General features: G+C 64.9%; 13 protein-coding genes and 2 riboswitches. Of the genes, 7 read left to right on the forward strand and 6 right to left on the reverse strand.

Going from position 1 to position 16,953, the window contains the following annotated elements; translation table 11 throughout:
- Positions 1–239: 239 nt before the first annotated feature.
- A complete protein-coding gene (locus tag GR167_RS20285) occupies positions 240–3,089 on the forward strand; it encodes a nidogen-like domain-containing protein (protein ID WP_235915927.1) in 2,850 nt (949 codons plus the stop codon).
- A gap of 103 nt (positions 3,090–3,192) precedes the next feature.
- On the opposite strand, the gene GR167_RS11275 is transcribed toward GR167_RS20285, so the two are convergent.
- From GR167_RS11275 to GR167_RS11295, 5 genes are read right to left on the reverse strand one after another with little or no spacing between them, the layout of a single operon-like run.
- Positions 3,193–3,864, reverse strand: a complete 672-nt coding sequence (locus GR167_RS11275; protein ID WP_160973585.1) for an adenosylcobinamide amidohydrolase — start codon at positions 3,862–3,864, stop codon at positions 3,193–3,195.
- A complete protein-coding gene (locus GR167_RS11280; RefSeq protein ID WP_160973586.1) occupies positions 3,861–4,628 on the reverse strand; it encodes an ABC transporter ATP-binding protein in 768 nt (255 codons plus the stop codon). The genes GR167_RS11275 and GR167_RS11280 overlap by 4 nt, the downstream gene beginning before the upstream one ends.
- Positions 4,625–5,614 (reverse strand): FecCD family ABC transporter permease, encoded by a 990-nt coding sequence (locus tag GR167_RS11285; RefSeq protein ID WP_160973587.1) that lies wholly within the window; start codon positions 5,612–5,614, stop codon positions 4,625–4,627. Before GR167_RS11285 ends, GR167_RS11280 begins: the two co-directional genes overlap by 4 nt.
- On the reverse strand, positions 5,614–6,465 hold the full coding sequence (locus GR167_RS11290) for an ABC transporter substrate-binding protein (protein ID WP_370741296.1): 852 nt from the start codon (positions 6,463–6,465) through the stop codon (positions 5,614–5,616). The genes GR167_RS11285 and GR167_RS11290 overlap by 1 nt, the downstream gene beginning before the upstream one ends.
- The gene (locus GR167_RS11295; RefSeq protein WP_160973588.1) at positions 6,452–8,269 is read right to left on the reverse strand and encodes a TonB-dependent receptor plug domain-containing protein; all 1,818 of its coding nucleotides are present in this window, start codon (positions 8,267–8,269) and stop codon (positions 6,452–6,454) included. The genes GR167_RS11290 and GR167_RS11295 overlap by 14 nt, the downstream gene beginning before the upstream one ends.
- Before the next feature lie 133 nt (positions 8,270–8,402).
- Positions 8,403–8,616, reverse strand: a riboswitch (cobalamin riboswitch).
- A 218-nt stretch (positions 8,617–8,834) separates the two neighbouring features.
- Positions 8,835–9,026: riboswitch (cobalamin riboswitch) on the forward strand.
- Positions 9,027–9,120: 94 nt separating this feature from the next.
- Here GR167_RS11295 and nrdH point away from each other — a divergent pair.
- From nrdH to nrdF, 4 genes are read left to right on the forward strand one after another with little or no spacing between them, the layout of a single operon-like run.
- On the forward strand, positions 9,121–9,342 hold the full coding sequence (nrdH, locus tag GR167_RS11300) for a glutaredoxin-like protein NrdH (protein ID WP_160973589.1): 222 nt from the start codon (positions 9,121–9,123) through the stop codon (positions 9,340–9,342).
- A 4-nt stretch (positions 9,343–9,346) separates the two neighbouring features.
- A complete protein-coding gene (gene nrdI / locus GR167_RS11305; RefSeq protein ID WP_370741297.1) occupies positions 9,347–9,784 on the forward strand; it encodes a class Ib ribonucleoside-diphosphate reductase assembly flavoprotein NrdI in 438 nt (145 codons plus the stop codon).
- Complete coding sequence (nrdE, locus tag GR167_RS11310) at positions 9,766–11,892, forward strand: class 1b ribonucleoside-diphosphate reductase subunit alpha (protein WP_160973590.1); 2,127 nt, start codon at positions 9,766–9,768, stop codon at positions 11,890–11,892. The genes nrdI and nrdE overlap by 19 nt, the downstream gene beginning before the upstream one ends.
- A 10-nt stretch (positions 11,893–11,902) precedes the next feature.
- Positions 11,903–12,874 carry a class 1b ribonucleoside-diphosphate reductase subunit beta gene (gene nrdF, locus GR167_RS11315; RefSeq protein WP_160973591.1) on the forward strand — a complete coding sequence of 324 codons (972 nt, stop codon included), beginning with the start codon at positions 11,903–11,905 and terminating at the stop codon, positions 12,872–12,874.
- A 73-nt stretch (positions 12,875–12,947) separates the two neighbouring features.
- Here the strand turns inward: nrdF and GR167_RS11320 are convergent, their stop codons facing one another.
- Positions 12,948–13,424 (reverse strand): RrF2 family transcriptional regulator, encoded by a 477-nt coding sequence (locus GR167_RS11320; RefSeq protein WP_160973592.1) that lies wholly within the window; start codon positions 13,422–13,424, stop codon positions 12,948–12,950.
- 183 nt (positions 13,425–13,607) lie between these two features.
- On the opposite strand from GR167_RS11320, the gene GR167_RS11325 reads away from it, so the two are divergent.
- The gene (locus tag GR167_RS11325) at positions 13,608–15,194 is read left to right on the forward strand and encodes an ABC transporter ATP-binding protein/permease (protein ID WP_235915928.1); all 1,587 of its coding nucleotides are present in this window, start codon (positions 13,608–13,610) and stop codon (positions 15,192–15,194) included.
- Positions 15,191–16,852 carry an amino acid ABC transporter ATP-binding/permease protein gene (locus GR167_RS11330; RefSeq protein ID WP_212769934.1) on the forward strand — a complete coding sequence of 554 codons (1,662 nt, stop codon included), beginning with the start codon at positions 15,191–15,193 and terminating at the stop codon, positions 16,850–16,852. Before GR167_RS11325 ends, GR167_RS11330 begins: the two co-directional genes overlap by 4 nt.
- Positions 16,853–16,953: the final 101 nt, after the last annotated feature.

The following is a 16,953-nucleotide window of genomic DNA, read 5'->3' on the forward strand; positions in this document are numbered from 1 at the left end:
CAGGCGTGGGCCTTCCGGTCATTGGCCTCTTGCATCGCAAAGCCCAAGCTTCACCTTCGATCCGTTCCCATCGGGTAGGGTGGCGCCTGGGCAAGAACAAACCGCGTGGCGGCTATGCTGGCACGCCGCTGGCTCGTCCTGCGCCAAGGCGGGCCGGTTGAGTTAACGATAAAGCGCACCGCGTATCGTTCCGTCTGACGCTGGTGTGCGGAACTTTTTCCATCGGGGGAGTTTTAAATATGTCTAACACTACTAGCGAAACAGCGATTTCCACATCCATTCCCGCCACCGGCCGGACATTATTGGCCGATATCACCCATTCCGAACATTGGTCCGACGGCACGCTGCAATATTATCTTGGCGGCGGTGCGGATGTCGATTTCGACACCGAATTCCGTGCGGCCTATGACGCCTATTACACCGATGGCACCAATGCCGACGCCACCTTCGCCTATATCACCCAGATGGTGCGCGGCTTCGACATGATCGATTCGGTGATCGCCACCGATTTCACCCGCGTCACCGACGGTACCGTCGCCCAGGCGACCGCCGATATCGTGCTGGTCACCTCGGACGATAACGACGCCGCCCATCCCACGCTGGAAGGCTTCTGCCAGTTCCCCGGCAGTTCGACCCGCGCTGTCAACGATTACTGGAGCTTCGGGACCTTCACCAGCGACCATGATTACATGAACACCGCTCCCGAGCGTGGCGGCGGCGAATACCTGAACTGGACCCTGATCCACGAGGTCGGTCACGGGCTGGGGCTGCTGCACCCGTTCGACGGCAGCGGGACATTGCCCAGCGTCGGCGCGGCGATGGACAATGAACGCTATACGGTGATGTCCTATACCGGTTCGTCATCGGCGAACGCCTATGGCCACGCGGTGACCATGATGGCGCTCGATATCGCGGCGCTGCAACAGCAATACGGCGCCGAAACCTATGCTGTCGGCAACTCGACCTACACGCTTTACGATGCCGCGGGGGGCGACCTGTCGCTGGCCGAGGGCGCGATGTCGATCGGCCGCGCCTATGCCACGATCTGGGATACGGGCGGCACCGATACGATGACCTATGGCAACACCGACAGCTCGGTGCTGATCAACCTCAACGACGCCACGCTGGACCGTTCCGGCGTCGCCAGTGACGCGGCGCCCTCGATCACCGCGATGCAGCACACCGATATGTACAGCCATTTCGCGACCGCGCTGCAGACCGAGAACGTCAACCAGGATTACCACGCCGGCGGCTTCTTCTCGCGGGTGCTGACGGAAAGCAGCGGCACCTATAGCGGCATCGACGGCGGCTTCGCCATCGCCTATGGGGTCGAGATCGAAAACGCCACCGGCGGCGGCGGCGACGACATGCTGGTGGGCAACGAACAGGCCAACACGCTGACCGGCAATGACGGCAACGACGTGCTGATCGGCGGGGCGGGCAATGACAGCCTGCTGGGCGGCGACGGCTGCGACATCGCCGGTTTCTCCGGCGCGCGGGCGGAATACACCATCACCAATAACGAAGACGGCACCGTGACCATCACCCACAGCGCTGGGACGATGGTGGACGGTACCGACCTGCTGACCGACGTGGAACAGGCGCAGTTCAGCGACGAACTGACCAGCCTGGGCGATGCCGGGGCGCTGGAATTCACCGAGGTGACCAGCAACTCCTTCATCGGGTTCGGCGACAACGTGCTGTACCGCAACGATGATGGTTACGAATCCGGGATCGACATCACCTCGATCTTCGAAAGCGGCATCACCATCGACGGCGTCACCTATACCGAATTCTCGGTCAACACCAACGGCAACGTCACCTTCGGCGGTGGCCTGTCCACTTACACGCCGTACGAGATCAGCGGCTCCGGGCTCGAGATCATTGCCCCCTTCTGGGCCGATGTGGATACCCGCAATCCCGTTGTCGACGGCGTGACGGTGGAAAATCCCGGCAATGTTTACTGGGATTTCAACGAGGATCGCGATTCGATTATCGTGACCTGGGAAGATGTCGGGTACTATTCCACCCATATCGACAAGCTCAGCTCGTTCCAGCTGGAACTGATCGACCGCGGCTGCGGCAACGTGGAAATCATCTTCCGCTACGAAGACATCACCTGGACCGCGGGCGACGCCTCGGGCGGTGAAGACGGCCTCGGCGGCACCACCGCGCGCGCCGGTTTCTCGCTGGGCGAAACCTATTACGAACTGCCCGCCTCGGGCAACGAGGCGGCGATGCTGAGCCTCGAAAGCGTCGCCGGCAACCTGGGCGTCACCGGCGTCTGGCAGTTCATCGTCTCGGGCGGCTATGTGCAGGGCGTCGGCAGCGACGAACCCGACAACTATGAAGGCACCGACGGCAACGACAACTATCTCGGCGACCTCGGCGACGACACGCTGAGCGGCGGTCTGGGCGACGACACGCTGCTGGGCGGTCTGGGCGACGACTTCCTCGACGGCGGTCCCGGCTCCGACAGCCTGAACGGCGGCGACGGCACCGATACGGTTGTCGGCGGCGATGACGACGACTTCCTGTTCGGCGGCGATACCAGCGACGACCTGCGCGACAACATCTATGGCGGCGAAGGCGACGATTACATCGACGGCGGTTATGGCAATGACGAACTGCGTGGCGATAACGGCAACGACACGCTGATCGGCGGTTTCGGCGCAGACACTGTGCTTGGCGGCGAAGGCAACGACAACCTGACCAGCCAGGCGTGGGGTGATCTGCTGTTCGGCGGCGATGGGGATGACTTCATCAATGGCGGCTATGGCTACGACCGGGTGAACGGCGGCGACGGTGCCGATGTGTTCTTCCATCTCGGCGTTGCCGGGCACGGGTCGGACTGGATCCAGGATTACGACGCTGCCGAAGGCGACATCCTGCAATACGGCGGTTCCGGCGCCACGCTGAGCCAGTTCCAGGTCAACTACGCCACGACGCCCAATGCCGGCATTGCGGATGTGCAGGAGGCCTTCATCATCTATCGCCCCACCGGTCAGATCCTCTGGGCGCTGGTCGATGGCGGCGCGCAGGACCATTTCAACCTGATGCTGGGCGCGACGGTCTACGAACTGACCTGATCCCGCCTGCGGATGCAAACAGAAGGCCTCCGGCGCTGTCGCCGGGGGCCTTTTTCATTTGGATGCTTTCGGCATCTCGCGCGGGGTGGGACGGTTTCCCGGATCAGCCGTTCAGCGCCATTCCGTTCAGCCGCGGCTCCATGTTGGCGCGCCAGTCGCGCGCCCCGGCCAGCGTCGCGCGGTAGACCGCCGCGCCCACGGCTTCGCCCGGATCGGTATGCAGCCCGGCGTAATCCTGCACCCCCGGCGGGGCGGCGATAGCGATGCAATCGGTGCCGGTGCCGGTGGCGATGCCGCAGGGTAGGGCCAGGCCGACCTCGATCACCGCCGTGGTGCGGGCTTGGGTGGCGATGCTCATCGCCTCGATCAGCCCGGTCTGGCTCAGCCCGCAATCGAGATGTACCGCGATGTTGATGGTGCCATAGGCATCCGGCGCGCGTTCCACCCGGTGGCCGACCCGTTCGGCATTGGACAGGCCCACCGTGGCGACGCAATGGGCGGTGCAATGTCCGGCCGTCGCGGTGGCCTCGGTATAGCTGCCGACATCGCGCGAGGTCAGCATGGTGACGGCATCGCGGGCCTGTGTCGCGTCCAGTTCCCGCTCCAGCCAGTGGCGCACGTCCAGTTCCGGCGTCAGGTCGGCATTACGCACCTCGCGCCACAGGATGCGGCGGGCGGTGGTGAAGCCGGGGCGGTTCAGGCTCCAGCTCAGCACCTGGTGGTCGCTGCCCAGATCGAATTCGAGCCAGGGGCGGGTCAGCGTCACACGGGTCATTCCAGCACCTCCAGCGGTTGGAACACCGGTCCCTGGTCGGTGTTTTCGTACCAGGCGGTGATCCCGAACGTGTCGCGGATCAGGTCGGGGGTCAGCACGTCGCCGGGTGCGCCGTCGGCGGTGATCCGGCCCTTGTCCAGCACGATCAGCCTTGTGCAATGGCGCGCCGCCAGCCCCAGATCGTGCAGCGACACGATGACCGACCGGCCGGCCTGCGCCAATCGGGCAAAGCTTTGCATGGTGGAAATCTGGTGCGCCGGGTCGAGCCCGGCAATCGGTTCGTCCGCCATCAGAAGCGGCGTGTCCTGCGCCATCGCGCGGGCCAGCAGCGCGCGGGCCTGTTCGCCACCCGACAGCCGGGTGGCGGTGCGCTGGCGGAATTCCTCCAGCCCCATCGCTTTCAGCACCTGGTCCACCGCGTCGCAATCCGCCTGCGAGGGGCGCTGCCTTGCGTCCAGATGCGGGATGCGGCCCAGCATGACCAGCGTTTCCACCGTCACCGGCCAGGCGATTTCGCGCGCCTGCGGCATCCAGGCGGCCATCTTGCTGCGTTGTTGCGGCGGCAGGTCGGCGAGGCTGGAATGGCCCCGATGATCGATCAGCCCCAGGCAGGCGCGCATCAAGGTGGTCTTGCCCGCACCATTGGCGCCGATCAGCCCGATCACTTCGTGCGGGCCCACGTCGAAGGACACATCAGATAGCACCGGGCGTCCGCGCAGGGTCACGCTCAGGCCGGAAACGCTCAGGAGGGGTTCGTTGCTCATAAGCCTTCCCTCCGGGTGCGGTAGATCATGTGCAGGAACAGCGGCGCGCCGACCAGTGCGGTCAGCACGCCGAGCTTCAGGTCCTTCGACGGCACCACCACCCGCACCGCGATATCGGCGGCCAGCACCATCGCCGCGCCGCCCAGGGCCGACGCGCCCAGCAAGCGCCCGGGCCGGGCACCGACCCACCGGCGCAAGATATGCGGCACCACCAGCCCGACAAAACCGATGCTGCCCGCCACGGCGGTCGAGGCGCCGATGACGCAGGCGGTGCCGATCACCAGCACCAGCCGCAGCCGGGGCAGGCGGATACCCATGGCCGAGGCCGCGTCTTCGCCCAGCGTCAGCGCGTCCAGCCCACGCGCCAGGCTCGCCAGCAGCACCGCACCAAGGGCGATGAAGGGCAGGGCGATCCAGACATGGGTCATCGACCGGTCGGCCAGCGATCCCATCATCCAGAACACGATCTCATTGGCGGCGAACGGGTTGGGCGACAGGTTCAGCACCAGCGAAATCAGCGCCGCGGTGAGCGACGAAATCGCGATCCCTGCCAGGATCAGCGTCAGCGAGGTGCCGCGCGGCCCCGCCAGCGCCAGCACGACGAAGACGCCCGCCAGCGCGCCCGCCAGCGCCGCCAGCGGCAGGCCAAGCGCGAACCCGGCGGCGAACCCGGTCTGGATCGCCAGAACCGCGCCAAGTGCGGCCGACCCCGACACGCCGATCAGCCCCGGATCGGCCAGCGGGTTGCGCAGATAGCCCTGCATCGCCGCCCCGGCCAAGCCAAGGCTGCCGCCGACCATGACGGCCAGAACCGCGCGCGGCAGGCGGATTTCGCGCATCACCAGCGTCAGCGGCCCGCCATCGCCCGCCAGCAGCGCCCGCAGGCTTTCCAGCGGGCCGATCTGGGCGGGGCCGATCAGCAGCGACGCGGTGAAAAGCGCCAGCAGGGTCAGGATCAGCCCGGTGAAAAGAGGCCCGGCGCGCATCAATTTTCCCCCTGTTCGGTCTGGCGGCGCAGCTCCGCCATGTTTTCGATCGCGCGCAGCACGTAGGGCGTGCCGCAAATCCAGTCGCGATCGGTGAACCCGGCGCCGGGCAGGGTGCGGCGCAGGGTTTCGACGACGGGATGTTCCAGGATGTCCTCGGACCGCGATTCCCCGGGATAGGGCGTGCTGGTGACCAGAAGCTCGGGCGCGATCATCGCCAGCACCTCCAGCGGCATTGTCCCGCCCGCGCCGATCCCGGCCTCGGCGGCGACATTGGACAGCCCCGCCGCCAGCAGGATCTGCCCGGCCAGGGTACGGTCGCCGGTGGTGTAACCGTTGGCGTAATAGAGCGCGGTGCGGGGGCGGCGGCTGACCTCGGCCTGCAATTGCGCCAACTGGGCGTCGAAATCGCGCAACATCCCGGCGGCGCGGTCCTGCTGTTGCAGCGCCTCGCCCATCTCGGCGATCCGGGCGCGCACATCGTCCAGCGAATAGGCCGGGTCGAGCGTGATGACGGCAATGCCCAGCCGCTGCAGCATCGACACCGTGGCGCGGGTGGTGAAGCGCCCGGCAAGCACCAGATCGGGGTCGAGCAGGTAAATTTCCTCGGCCAACCCATGGTTCTTGCGATAACCCTTCGCCTCTTCAACCATTGCCGAACTACGCGGATCGTAAGCCAGGTCCGAGACCGACAGCAGCTGACCCTCATCGGCCAGCATCATGGCAAGCTGATCGGTGCACAGGTTCAGCGACACGACGCGGGAAGGCCGGGCCGGGCTTTCGCCCGCCACGGCCATGGTCCCCGCCAGCAACAGGGCGGGGACAAGGGATATCAGATCAGAACTCCGCACGAAGCCCGAATGCTACGCTACGGCCGGGCGTGTTGTAACCACCCGCGGTTTCGTAATCTTCGTCCAGCGCGTTTTCGACCCGCAGATAAGCCTGCGCCCGGTCGGTCACGTCATAGCTGACCGACAGGTTGACTAGGGTGTAATCGCCCACCTTGTGATCCACCGGCGCATAGGGGCTGGGCACGATACCGGCGGCGTGCTGTACTTCCAGCGTGCCCGAAGCGCGCGCGCTCAGTGCCGCTTCGAGACCCAGCACCAGGTCGTGGCGCGGCACCCGGGTCAGCCGCGCGCCGTCGGTGCGCGCGTCGGTGTAGGTGTAGTTGCCGTAAACCGAAACGCGGTCGTTCACGTCGTATTGCGCCGCCAGTTCCACGCCCTTGCTGACCGTGGTGCCCGGCACCTGCGCGTAACAGCCCCAGCCGCTGGCGCAGGCGGTCGAGGCGCCGTCGAAGGCGATCAGGTCGTCCACCTCGGTATAGAAGGCGGTGGCCTTGACCACGCCGGTGCCGCCGAATTCGTGTTCGATGCCCAGCTCGGCGCTGCGGCTTTGTTCCGGCTGCAGGCCGGAATTGCCGTAGGGGCTGTAGAGCTCATACAGCGACGGCGCGCGGAACCCGGTGCCGATGACGGCGCGCAGGGTGGTGGTGTCGGTCATCCGCCAGACCCCGGCGATCCGGCCGCCGAGGTTGTCGCCGAAGATGGAATGATCGTCGTAACGCGCGGTCAGCGACAGGTCGATATTCCCCGCCGGGGCCAGTTGCAGTTCGGCGAAGGCCGAATTGGTGTCATAGGCGCCGGTGTCGAAATCGCTGGCGAAGCTTTCCTCGGTCCGGTCGAGCCCGAAATTCAGCACCGCGCCGTTGCTCAGCCCGGCATTGGCGAGATAGGAAAACTGCTTGCGGTCGCCGTCGAACATGGTGGTGTAGCCGCCCGGGTCGCGCCGTTCCGAGGTGAACTTGGAAAAGCTCAGCGTGTGGTTGACCGCGCCGGTCGCCAGTTCGGCAAACACCCGCGCGCCGCGCTGATCGGTGAAGTTCTTGCCGCTGTTGTCGGTGGTGGAACGGTCAATCTCGATTTCGGCATCGCGCCACAGGGCCGAGGCGCCGAGGGTCAGCACATCGCTGACATCATAACGCGCCGACAGGGTCAGCATCTGCTGGTCGTACCCGTCCTTTTCGGTATCGCCCGCCCGCGCCGAAATGCCTTCGCTGGTGACGGCGGAGTAGGTCAGGGCGATCTCGCCTCGATCGGATTTCTGCGCCAGGCTCAGGCTGCCGGAATAGGTGCCGAAGCTGCCCGCCTCCAGCGTGGTCTTGCCGGAAAAGCCCAGCTCCTGCGGGCGCGGGGTGGTGATGTCGATCACACCGGCGATCGCCTCGGAACCATAGAGCGCCGATTGCGATCCTTTCAGCACCTCGACCCGGCCCAGGGCCCCGGTGGTGAAGCCGCCGAAGTTGAAGCTGGTCTGGGTGCTGGACGGGTCGGTGACGTCGATCCCGTCGATGCGCACGCCGACATAGCTGTTGTCCAGGCCGCGGATGCGCAGGTTGGTGTTGCTGCCCAACCCGCCATTGGCCGACAGGCTGACGCCGGGCACCCGGGCCAGCGCCCCGGCCAGCGAACCGGATTGTTCAAGCTCTTCGGTTTCGATCACGTCGACGCTGGCGCCGGTGCGCGACTGCGGCAGCGGCGTCAGGTTGCCCGACACGATGATCGTGCCGAGGTCATAGGGTTCTTCCGCATGGGCGGCGCCGGACAGGGCGGCGATGGAGGCGGCCGAGGCCAAAAGGATGGAACGGGTCATTTTCAGGTCCCTCATGGACGGCCCCGGGGGGCCGGTCGTTCTTGTCGTGTCGAACGAGGGAAACGTGTCCCCCGCAGACGGTGAGACACCACGACGGAAGGAGCTCCGCAGCCCATGACGCCCCTCGCGCACGGACAGGGTGTTGGCCTCGGCAGGTCTCCTGACTCGCGGGTCGCGGTTTAGCCGGGCCTTCCCGCCATGCGTTGCACAGCAGTGGCATAGTCCGGCTTCACTCGCCGCTCACAGTTGCGGGGGCAGTCGCGGAATTGGCGCCTGATGGCTACACCTCACCGCGTTCCCTATTATCCGGGCGACTCATTGCCCGGACCGAAGCGAATCCGGCATAGTCGCGGCGGGAAATCTTGTAAAGAAACTTGAGCTGCGGCACTTTCCCGGGGCGGGGACGGGGGGCTGCGGTTTTCCCCGGGATTATCCCCAGAAAACGGCTTTCTTCCCGCTGTGGGCCTCAGTAAATGGCGGCGCGCCCGGGGGCTTGGGGGGCAGCCGCATCTCGTTGACGCAGCGAGGGGAAAATCAATATGTTGACTTCTTTCGCCTCACGCCCTCAATATGGTGTTGCTTCGGTTCCTTCGATTCACGTCGAGGGCTAAGAGGGAAGCCGGTTCAATGCCGGCGCTGCCCCCGCAACTGTAAGCGGTGAGCAAGGCTGACGACGCCACTGGGGAAACGCGCCCCGGGAAGGCCAGCCAAGCATCGATCCGCGAGCCAGGAGACCTGCCAGAAGCACGACAATGACCACGAACGGAGGGTTCGGGGGCGTGCGACAGGCAGGTGGGCCCGTGCCCCACGCTCTGCGCGTCCTCAGCTTCGACAGGCAAAGAGGACAGAAGATGAGCGTTACCGTCTATTCCAAACCGGCATGCGTGCAATGCACCGCCACCACCCGCGCGCTGGACGCCAAGGGCATCAGTTACGAGGTGATCGACCTGACCCAGGACGACGATGCCATGTCGCATGTGACCGGTCTGGGCTACCGCCAGGCGCCGGTGGTGATGGCGGGCGAAGATCACTGGTCGGGCTTCCGCCCCGACAAGATCGCGCGGCTGGCCTGATCCGATGGGCGTCCCTGAAACGGGGCTGCCGGATATCCTGTTCTACTCCTCGCGCTCGGGCAACACGGCGCGGTTCGTGGGTCGGCTGGGGCTGGCTGCATACCGCATCCCGGTCGAACCCGACGCCCCGATGCCCGCGCCCGGCCGCGGCTTCGTACTGATCTGCCCGACCTATGCGGACGGGCAGGGGCGCGGGGCGGTGCCGAAACAGGTGATCCGTTTCCTGAACGCCCCGGAAAACCGCGCGCGTCTGGTCGGCGTGATCGCCTCCGGCAACAGAAATTTCGGTGCGACCTACGCGCTTGCAGGCCGCATCATTTCCAAAAAATGCAACGTGCCGCTGCTCTATCGCTTTGAGCTCGCCGGCACCGAAACCGACATCACCCGCGTCCGTGCGGGGCTGGACAGATTGGGGACTGAACGATGCTCGATGACAGCCTGAGCGATATCACCGACTACCACGCGCTCAACGCGATGCTGAACCTCTACGATGCCGACGGCAATATCCGGTTCGAAGCCGACCGGATGGCGGCGCGGCAGTATTTCCTGCAACATGTGAACCAGAATACGGTTTTCTTTCACTCGCTCGATGAAAAGCTCGGCTACCTCGTCGATGAAGGCTATTACGAGGCGGAGGTGCTGGATCAGTATTCCAAGGATTTCCTGACCCGCATCTGGGACGCGGCCTATGCCAAGAAATTCCGCTTCCCAACCTTCCTCGGCGCGTTCAAATATTACACCTCCTACACGCTGAAGACCCGCGACGGGCAGCGCTACCTGGAACGCTACGAAGACCGCGTGGTGATGGTCGCGCTGGCGCTGGCGCGCGGCGACGAGGCGCAGGCGATGGCCTTCATGGAAGAAATCCTTGCCGGGCGGTTCCAGCCCGCGACGCCGACCTTCCTCAACGCCGGCAAGAAATCCCGCGGCGAGCTGATTTCCTGTTTCCTGCTGCGGATCGAAGACAATATGGAAAGCATCGGTCGCAGCATCAATTCGGCGCTGCAACTCAGCAAGCGCGGCGGCGGGGTGGCCCTGCTGCTGACCAATATCCGCGAACACGGCGCGCCGATCAAAGGCATCGAAAACCAATCCTCGGGCGTCATCCCGGTGATGAAACTGCTGGAAGACAGCTTCAGCTACGCCAACCAGCTGGGCGCGCGGCAGGGGGCGGGGGCGGTGTACCTCAACGCGCATCACCCCGATATCCTGCGGTTCCTCGACACCAAGCGCGAAAACGCGGATGAGAAAATCCGCATCAAGACGCTGTCCTTGGGCGTGGTGATCCCCGACATCACCTTCGAGCTGGCCAAGAAAAACGCCGACATGTACCTGTTTTCGCCGCATGACGTGGAAAAGGTCTATGGCGTGCCGTTTTCGGAAATCTCGGTCACCGAGAAATACGACGAAATGGTCGATGACAAGCGCATCCGCAAATCCAAGATCAACGCGCGGGCGTTTTTCCAGACCCTGGCGGAAATCCAGTTCGAAAGCGGCTATCCCTACATCATGTTCGAAGACACGGTGAACCGCGCCAACCCGGTGGCGGGGCGGATCAACATGTCGAACCTGTGTTCGGAAATCCTGCAGGTGAACGAAGCCTCCGAATTCAACGACGACCTGAGCTATGCCCATCTGGGCACCGACATTTCCTGCAACCTCGGGTCGCTGAACATCGCCAAGACGATGGACGGCAAGGACCTGGGCCGGACGGTGGAAACGGCGGTACGCGCGCTGACCGCGGTGTCGGAAATGTCGGCGATCGAGTCCGTGCCGTCGGTGCGGCGCGGCAATGACGAAAGCCATGCCATCGGGCTGGGGCAGATGAACCTGCACGGCTTCCTGGCGCGCGAACATATCCATTACGGCAGCGCTGATGGGGTCGAATTCACCTCGGTCTATTTCGCCGCCGTGGCCTATCACGCGCTGCACGCCTCGAACGCGATCGCGCAGGAAAAGGGAGAGGTTTTCAAAGGCTTCGAAGACAGTGCTTATGCGGATGGCAGCTTCTTCTACAAATATACAGACCGCGATTGGCTGCCGCAAAGCGACGCCGTGAAGGCGCTGTTCGACGGGGTCGAATTGCCGACGCGCGCCGATTGGGTGGCGCTGAAGGACGCGGTGATGCAGGGCGGGCTGTATAACCGCAACCTGCAGGCGGTGCCGCCCACCGGGTCGATCAGCTATATCAACAATTCGACCTCCTCGATCCATCCGATCGTGTCGAAGATCGAGATCAGGAAAGAAGGCAAGATCGGCCGGGTCTACTACCCCGCCGCCTTCATGAATAACGACAATCTCGACTATTACCGCGATGCCTATGAAATCGGGCCCGAGGCTTTGATCGATACCTATGCGGCGGCGACGGAACATGTCGACCAGGGCCTGTCGCTGACCCTGTTCTTCCCGGCCGAGGCCACCACCCGCGACATCAACCGGGCCCAGATCTATGCCTGGAAGAAGGGCATCAAGACCATCTACTACGTCCGCCTGCGCCAGACCGCGCTGGAAGGCACCGAGGTGCAGGGCTGCGTGTCCTGCTCATTGTGAGGTAAGCGAAATGAAAGACATGACGGAAATCCGCATCCCGCGCGCGATCAACTGGAACCGGTTGCAGGACGACAAGGACCTTGAGGTCTGGAACCGCCTGACGGTGAATTTCTGGCTGCCCGAAAAAGTGCCGCTGTCGAACGACATTCCCAGCTGGGCGACGCTGACGGATCATGAAAAACAACTGACGATCCGGGTGTTCACCGGGCTTACCTTGCTCGACACGATCCAGAACTCGGTCGGCGCGCCGTCGCTGATGCCCGACGCGGTCACCCCACATGAAGAAGCGCTGCTGACCAATATCGCCTTCATGGAGGCGGTGCATGCGCGGTCCTATTCCTCGATCTTCTCGACGCTGTGTTCGACCAAGGAGGTCGACGAGGCCTTCCGCTGGTCCGAGGAAAACCCGCATCTGCAGGCCAAGGCGCGGGCGATCCTGCAAACCTACGCCCCGGGCAACGACCCGCTGAAGCGCAAGATCGCGTCGGTGTTCCTGGAATCCTTCCTGTTCTATTCGGGCTTCTACCTGCCGATGTACTGGTCGAGCCGCGCCAAGCTGACCAACACGGCCGACCTGATCCGGCTGATCATCCGCGACGAGGCGGTGCATGGTTACTTCATCGGCTACAAGTTCCAGCAGGGCATGGCGAAACTGCCCGAGGACAAGCAGCAGGAGCTGAAGGATTACGCCTTTTCGCTGCTGTTCGAGCTCTATGACATCGAAAACCAGTATACCGAGGAACTGTACGACGACATCGGCCTGACCGAGGACGTGAAGGTCTTCCTGCATTACAACGCCAACAAGGCGCTGCAGAACCTGGGCTTCGAGGCGCTGTTCCCGCCGGAAGTGTCCGAGGTCAATCCCGCCATCCTGGCCGCGCTGAGCCCCGACAGCGAAAACCACGACTTCTTCTCGGGCTCGGGATCGTCCTATGTGATCGGCAAGGCGGTCGCGACCGAGGACGAAGACTGGGATTTCTGAACCCTGGGCGAAACGATCCAGGGAAGCGTTGCGGGCCGCGGCGCTTCCTTTTTCTTTACCCTAGGGCGTGGGATCAGTGCTGAACCTGGTCGGTCGCGCAGACCGCGGGCATTTGCGGCTGCATCGACAACAGTTCGGTCAATCCGCAATTGCCGCGCACCAGATCTTCCAGCGTGACCATGTCGAGTTCGTGATAGAAGGCTTCGAGCGCGCGCTTCACATAGCCGCGCAGCCGGCAGGATCCGGTCAGCGGACAGGTGTTGGTTTCCGGGTCGAAACATTCGGCGAAGGGGATTTCGGCCTCGAACAACCGGAACACCGCACCGATGGAAATCTGGTCAGCCGGCCGCGCCAGCCGCAACCCGCCTGCGCGCCCCCGCAGCGTGCTGATATAGCCCTCGGCCTGCAGCCGCTGAACCACCACGGCCACGTGATGCGCCGAACAGTTGCAGATCGCGGCGATTTCCGATGTCCGGATCAACCGGTCGGGGTTCACCGCGCAGGCCATCAGGACCCGTGCCGCCAGGTTTGTGCGTGTCGTAAGTCGCATCGAGACTCCTTTTCAGTATCTTTCTTATACCGAAAATACGAAATTTCTTTGAGGCAGATCAAATCTTATATTGATATGAGCGGATAAACACGCATTCGGAATACGGGATATCGACGGAAAATGCCAATATCTACAGACCCTTGCGGCGATTCTGAACCACGCCGGGAAAAAATCGGTATCTGGTTGTCGCTGTGTGCCGCGCTGATCTGGCCGCTGCAGGCCGCGATCATCGCCTGGGTTCTGGCCAACCTGCTGACCGGCGAAGCGGCGATTTCCGCGCCGCTGGCCGCCGGGGGATTCATGGCGCTTGCCGTCCTGCGCGCCGGGATCGAAGCGGCCTCGCAACGGTTCCTGTCCGACAGCGCCGAGGCGCGCGTCGCCGCCTTGCGCGCCGAAATCCTGACCGTCGAAACCCGCGCTGCCACCGCGTCGCAGATCGGCGGCGCCGGGGCGTTGGCAGCATTGGCGAGCGAGAAGCTCGAAGCGCTGCGTCCCTACATGCTGCGCTATCGCCCGGCACGGCTGCGCTCGACCGTGATGCCGCTGCTGCTGCTGGCGATCGCGGCCTGGTACAGCTGGGCGGTGGCGTTGGTGTTCCTGCTGGCCGGGCCGCTGATCCCCGTCTTCATGGCGCTGGTCGGCTGGGCCGCGAAATCGGCAAGCGAGAAACAGATGGTCGAGATCGGCCAGCTGAGCGATCTTCTGGTCGACCGGCTGGCGGCGCTGTCGGACCTGCGTCTGATCGGGGCAGGGGCCCCGGTGATCGACGGGTTTGCTGACGCGTCGGAATCGCTGCGGGTGCGCACCATGGCGGTGCTGCGCATCGCCTTTTTGTCCTCCACCGTGCTGGAGCTGTTTTCGGCGCTCGGTGTGGCGATGGTGGCGATCTGGGTCGGTTTCACCCTGCTGGGCGAATTGTCCTGGGGCGCCTGGGGCGCGCAACTGACGCCGTTTGCGGGCATCTACATGCTGCTGCTGGCGCCGGAATTCTTCCAGCCGTTGCGCGATCTGGCCGCCGCCTGGCACGACAAGGCCGCCGCCGATGCGGTGCTGGACGAGATGGACCAGTGGCGCGACGACGAGCGTGCGGCGCGGCTGGGGCAGGGCGACCGGGTCGCGGCGCTGGCAACCTTACCCACGGTGCGGCTGCGCGATGTCTGCCTGCATCGCGGCACGCGGCAAATCTGCTATCCCGATATCGACATCGCGCCGGGCGACAGCCTGGCCATCACCGGGCCGAGCGGCTGCGGCAAGACCACGCTGTTGCGCCTGCTGGCCGGGCTGGAGGTGCCGGAAAACGGCGCGGTCCTGCTGGGCGACGCGCCGCTGTCGGATGACAATGCCGATGCCTGGCGCGCCGGGATTGGCTGGATGCCGCAGGCGCCGCATTTCCTCAGCCGGTCCTTGCGCCACAACATTGGCTTTGGCGCGCCGTTGCGGCCCGATCTGTTGCAAAAGGCGCAATTGCCCGGGGTGATCGACGCGCTGCCCAAGGGCGACCTGACCATCCTGGGCGAACGCGGCGCCGGGCTGTCGGGGGGCGAGGCGCGGCGCGTGACGCTGGCGCGCGCGCTGCATCGCGGCCCGGGCATATTGCTGGCCGACGAACCCACCGCCGATCTGGATGCACAAACCGCCGATGCGATCATCGACGGGCTGCTGGAATATGCCGCCGCCGGCGGGACGCTGGTGGTCGCCACCCACGATCCCCGGCTGATGGAAAAGGCGGGCAAGGTGCTGAAGCTCGCAGCAGAGGAGGGCGCGGCATGAAACCGCTTCTGAATATCGTGCTGCTGCTGTTGCGCGGCGAACGGCGCGCTCTCCTGCGCGGGCTGGCGCTGTCGATCACCGTTTTGATCATGGGCGTGTCGCTGCTGGGCCTATCGGGCTGGTTCATCACCGCCGCCGCCGCTGCCGGTCTGGCCGGGATCGGCGTGCTGTTCAACGTCTTCGCCCCGTCGGCGATGGTGCGCTTTCTGGCGCTTGGCCGCACCGCCGCGCGCTATGGCGAACGGCTGCTGACCCATGACGCCACCCTGCGGGTGCTGTCGCGGCTGCGCATTCGGATGCTGCAGGGCTACCTGGTCAGCCCCTACCGGCAGCTGGAGCGGCTGCGCGCCAATTCCTTCCTGAACCGGGTCACCGCCGATATCGATGCGCTGGACGGTGTGCTGCTGCGGCTGGTGCTGCCGGGGCTGGCGGGGGTGATGGTGATTTTCGTCACCGCGATTGCCCTGTGGTTCCTGGTCGATCCCACGATCGCCCTGCTGGTCGGGCTTGGCTATCTCGTCGGTCCGACGCTGATTTTCCTGATCGGGCAGCATATCGCCCGGCCGCCGTCGCGGCAGGCCGAGGCGGCGATGCAGGCGTCGCGGTCGCGGCTGATCGACCTGATCGCCGGGCGCGAAGACCTGGCAGTCTACGGCCAGCTGCAGGCGACCCGCGATCATGTGCAATCGGCGCAGGCGCGCCACGGCGCGGCGCGTCAGCAGCTTGATCGGATCGAACGGCGCACCGGCGTCGGGCTGGACCTGATCGGCGCGGGCGTGACGGCGCTGGCCCTGGGGCAGGGGATCGCCCTGGTGCAGGCCGGCACGATCAGCGCGGCGCAATCCGCCATCGGGGTTTTCGCGGCGCTGGCCCTGGCCGAGGCGGTCGCGCCGGTGCGCCGTGCGCTGTCGGAAATTGGCCGGATGATCCAGGCCGCACGCCACGTCCTGCCGGCACTGAGCGGGGCCGAGGCCGAACCCGATGCCGAACAAACGGCAACGGCGCGGGTGTCTACCCTGTTGCTTTTCGATCTGACCTATCGGCCGGGGCAGGGGGATCGGGCGTTGTTCGAACCGGTGACGCTGAGCGTCGGCCCGGGCGAAACAGTGGCGCTGACCGGCCCCAGCGGCATCGGCAAAAGCACGGTTCTGCTGTTGGCGGCGGGGGCGCTGAGCCCCAGCAGCGGCGGCGTGAACTGGGGTGGGCGCGACCTGCAGGGATATACGCCCGAGGCCCTGCAGCAAAGCGTCGCCATGGTGCCGCAGCGCCACGCGCTGATCGCGGGAACCGTGGCGGAAAACCTGCGCCTGGCCGCGCCGGAAGCCAGCGACGACGATCTGTGGCAGGCGCTGGAAACCACCTGCCTGGCCGCCACCATCCGCGCCAAGGGCGGGCTGGAGGCCAAGCTGGGTTTCCGCGGCGCCGGATTGTCGGGCGGCGAGGCGCGCAGGCTGGTTCTGGCCCGCGCAGTGCTGCGCCGTCCGGGGCTTTTGCTGCTCGATGAACCGACCGAGGGACTGGATGACGCCACCGCCAAGCAGGTGATGACGGGGATTCGCGCGGCGCTGCCCGAAGCATCGATTCTGATGGCGGCGCACCGGCCGGTGGAAATCGAAGGTGCCGACAGGTCAATTGCCTTGCGCGGCATTAATAGCTGACCTTGTTAAGAAAAAAATGTATCATCGCACTGTATTTTTTTGACTCAGATCAATTCCGTATTCTGGATACATAATATATTCGCGCCTAATGCGTATCTCGG

This window comes from Thalassovita mangrovi (assembly GCF_009857745.1).
Taxonomy (GTDB): domain Bacteria; phylum Pseudomonadota; class Alphaproteobacteria; order Rhodobacterales; family Rhodobacteraceae; genus Thalassobius; species Thalassobius mangrovi.

What these genes read in the sequence shown, in the direction of transcription:
- GR167_RS20285 (WP_235915927.1), top strand. Translation starts at nt 240, where the DNA reads ATGTCTAACACTACTAGCGAAACAGCGATTTCCACATCCATTCCCGCC.
- GR167_RS11275 (WP_160973585.1), bottom strand. Translation starts at nt 3,864, where the DNA reads ATGACCCGTGTGACGCTGACCCGCCCCTGGCTCGAATTCGATCTGGGC.
- GR167_RS11280 (WP_160973586.1), bottom strand. Translation starts at nt 4,628, where the DNA reads ATGAGCAACGAACCCCTCCTGAGCGTTTCCGGCCTGAGCGTGACCCTG.
- GR167_RS11285 (WP_160973587.1), bottom strand. Translation starts at nt 5,614, where the DNA reads ATGCGCGCCGGGCCTCTTTTCACCGGGCTGATCCTGACCCTGCTGGCG.
- GR167_RS11295 (WP_160973588.1), bottom strand. Translation starts at nt 8,269, where the DNA reads ATGACCCGTTCCATCCTTTTGGCCTCGGCCGCCTCCATCGCCGCCCTG.
- nrdH (WP_160973589.1), top strand. Translation starts at nt 9,121, where the DNA reads ATGAGCGTTACCGTCTATTCCAAACCGGCATGCGTGCAATGCACCGCC.
- nrdI (WP_370741297.1), top strand. Translation starts at nt 9,347, where the DNA reads ATGGGCGTCCCTGAAACGGGGCTGCCGGATATCCTGTTCTACTCCTCG.
- nrdE (WP_160973590.1), top strand. Translation starts at nt 9,766, where the DNA reads ATGCTCGATGACAGCCTGAGCGATATCACCGACTACCACGCGCTCAAC.
- nrdF (WP_160973591.1), top strand. Translation starts at nt 11,903, where the DNA reads ATGAAAGACATGACGGAAATCCGCATCCCGCGCGCGATCAACTGGAAC.
- GR167_RS11320 (WP_160973592.1), bottom strand. Translation starts at nt 13,424, where the DNA reads ATGCGACTTACGACACGCACAAACCTGGCGGCACGGGTCCTGATGGCC.
- GR167_RS11330 (WP_212769934.1), top strand. Translation starts at nt 15,191, where the DNA reads ATGAAACCGCTTCTGAATATCGTGCTGCTGCTGTTGCGCGGCGAACGG.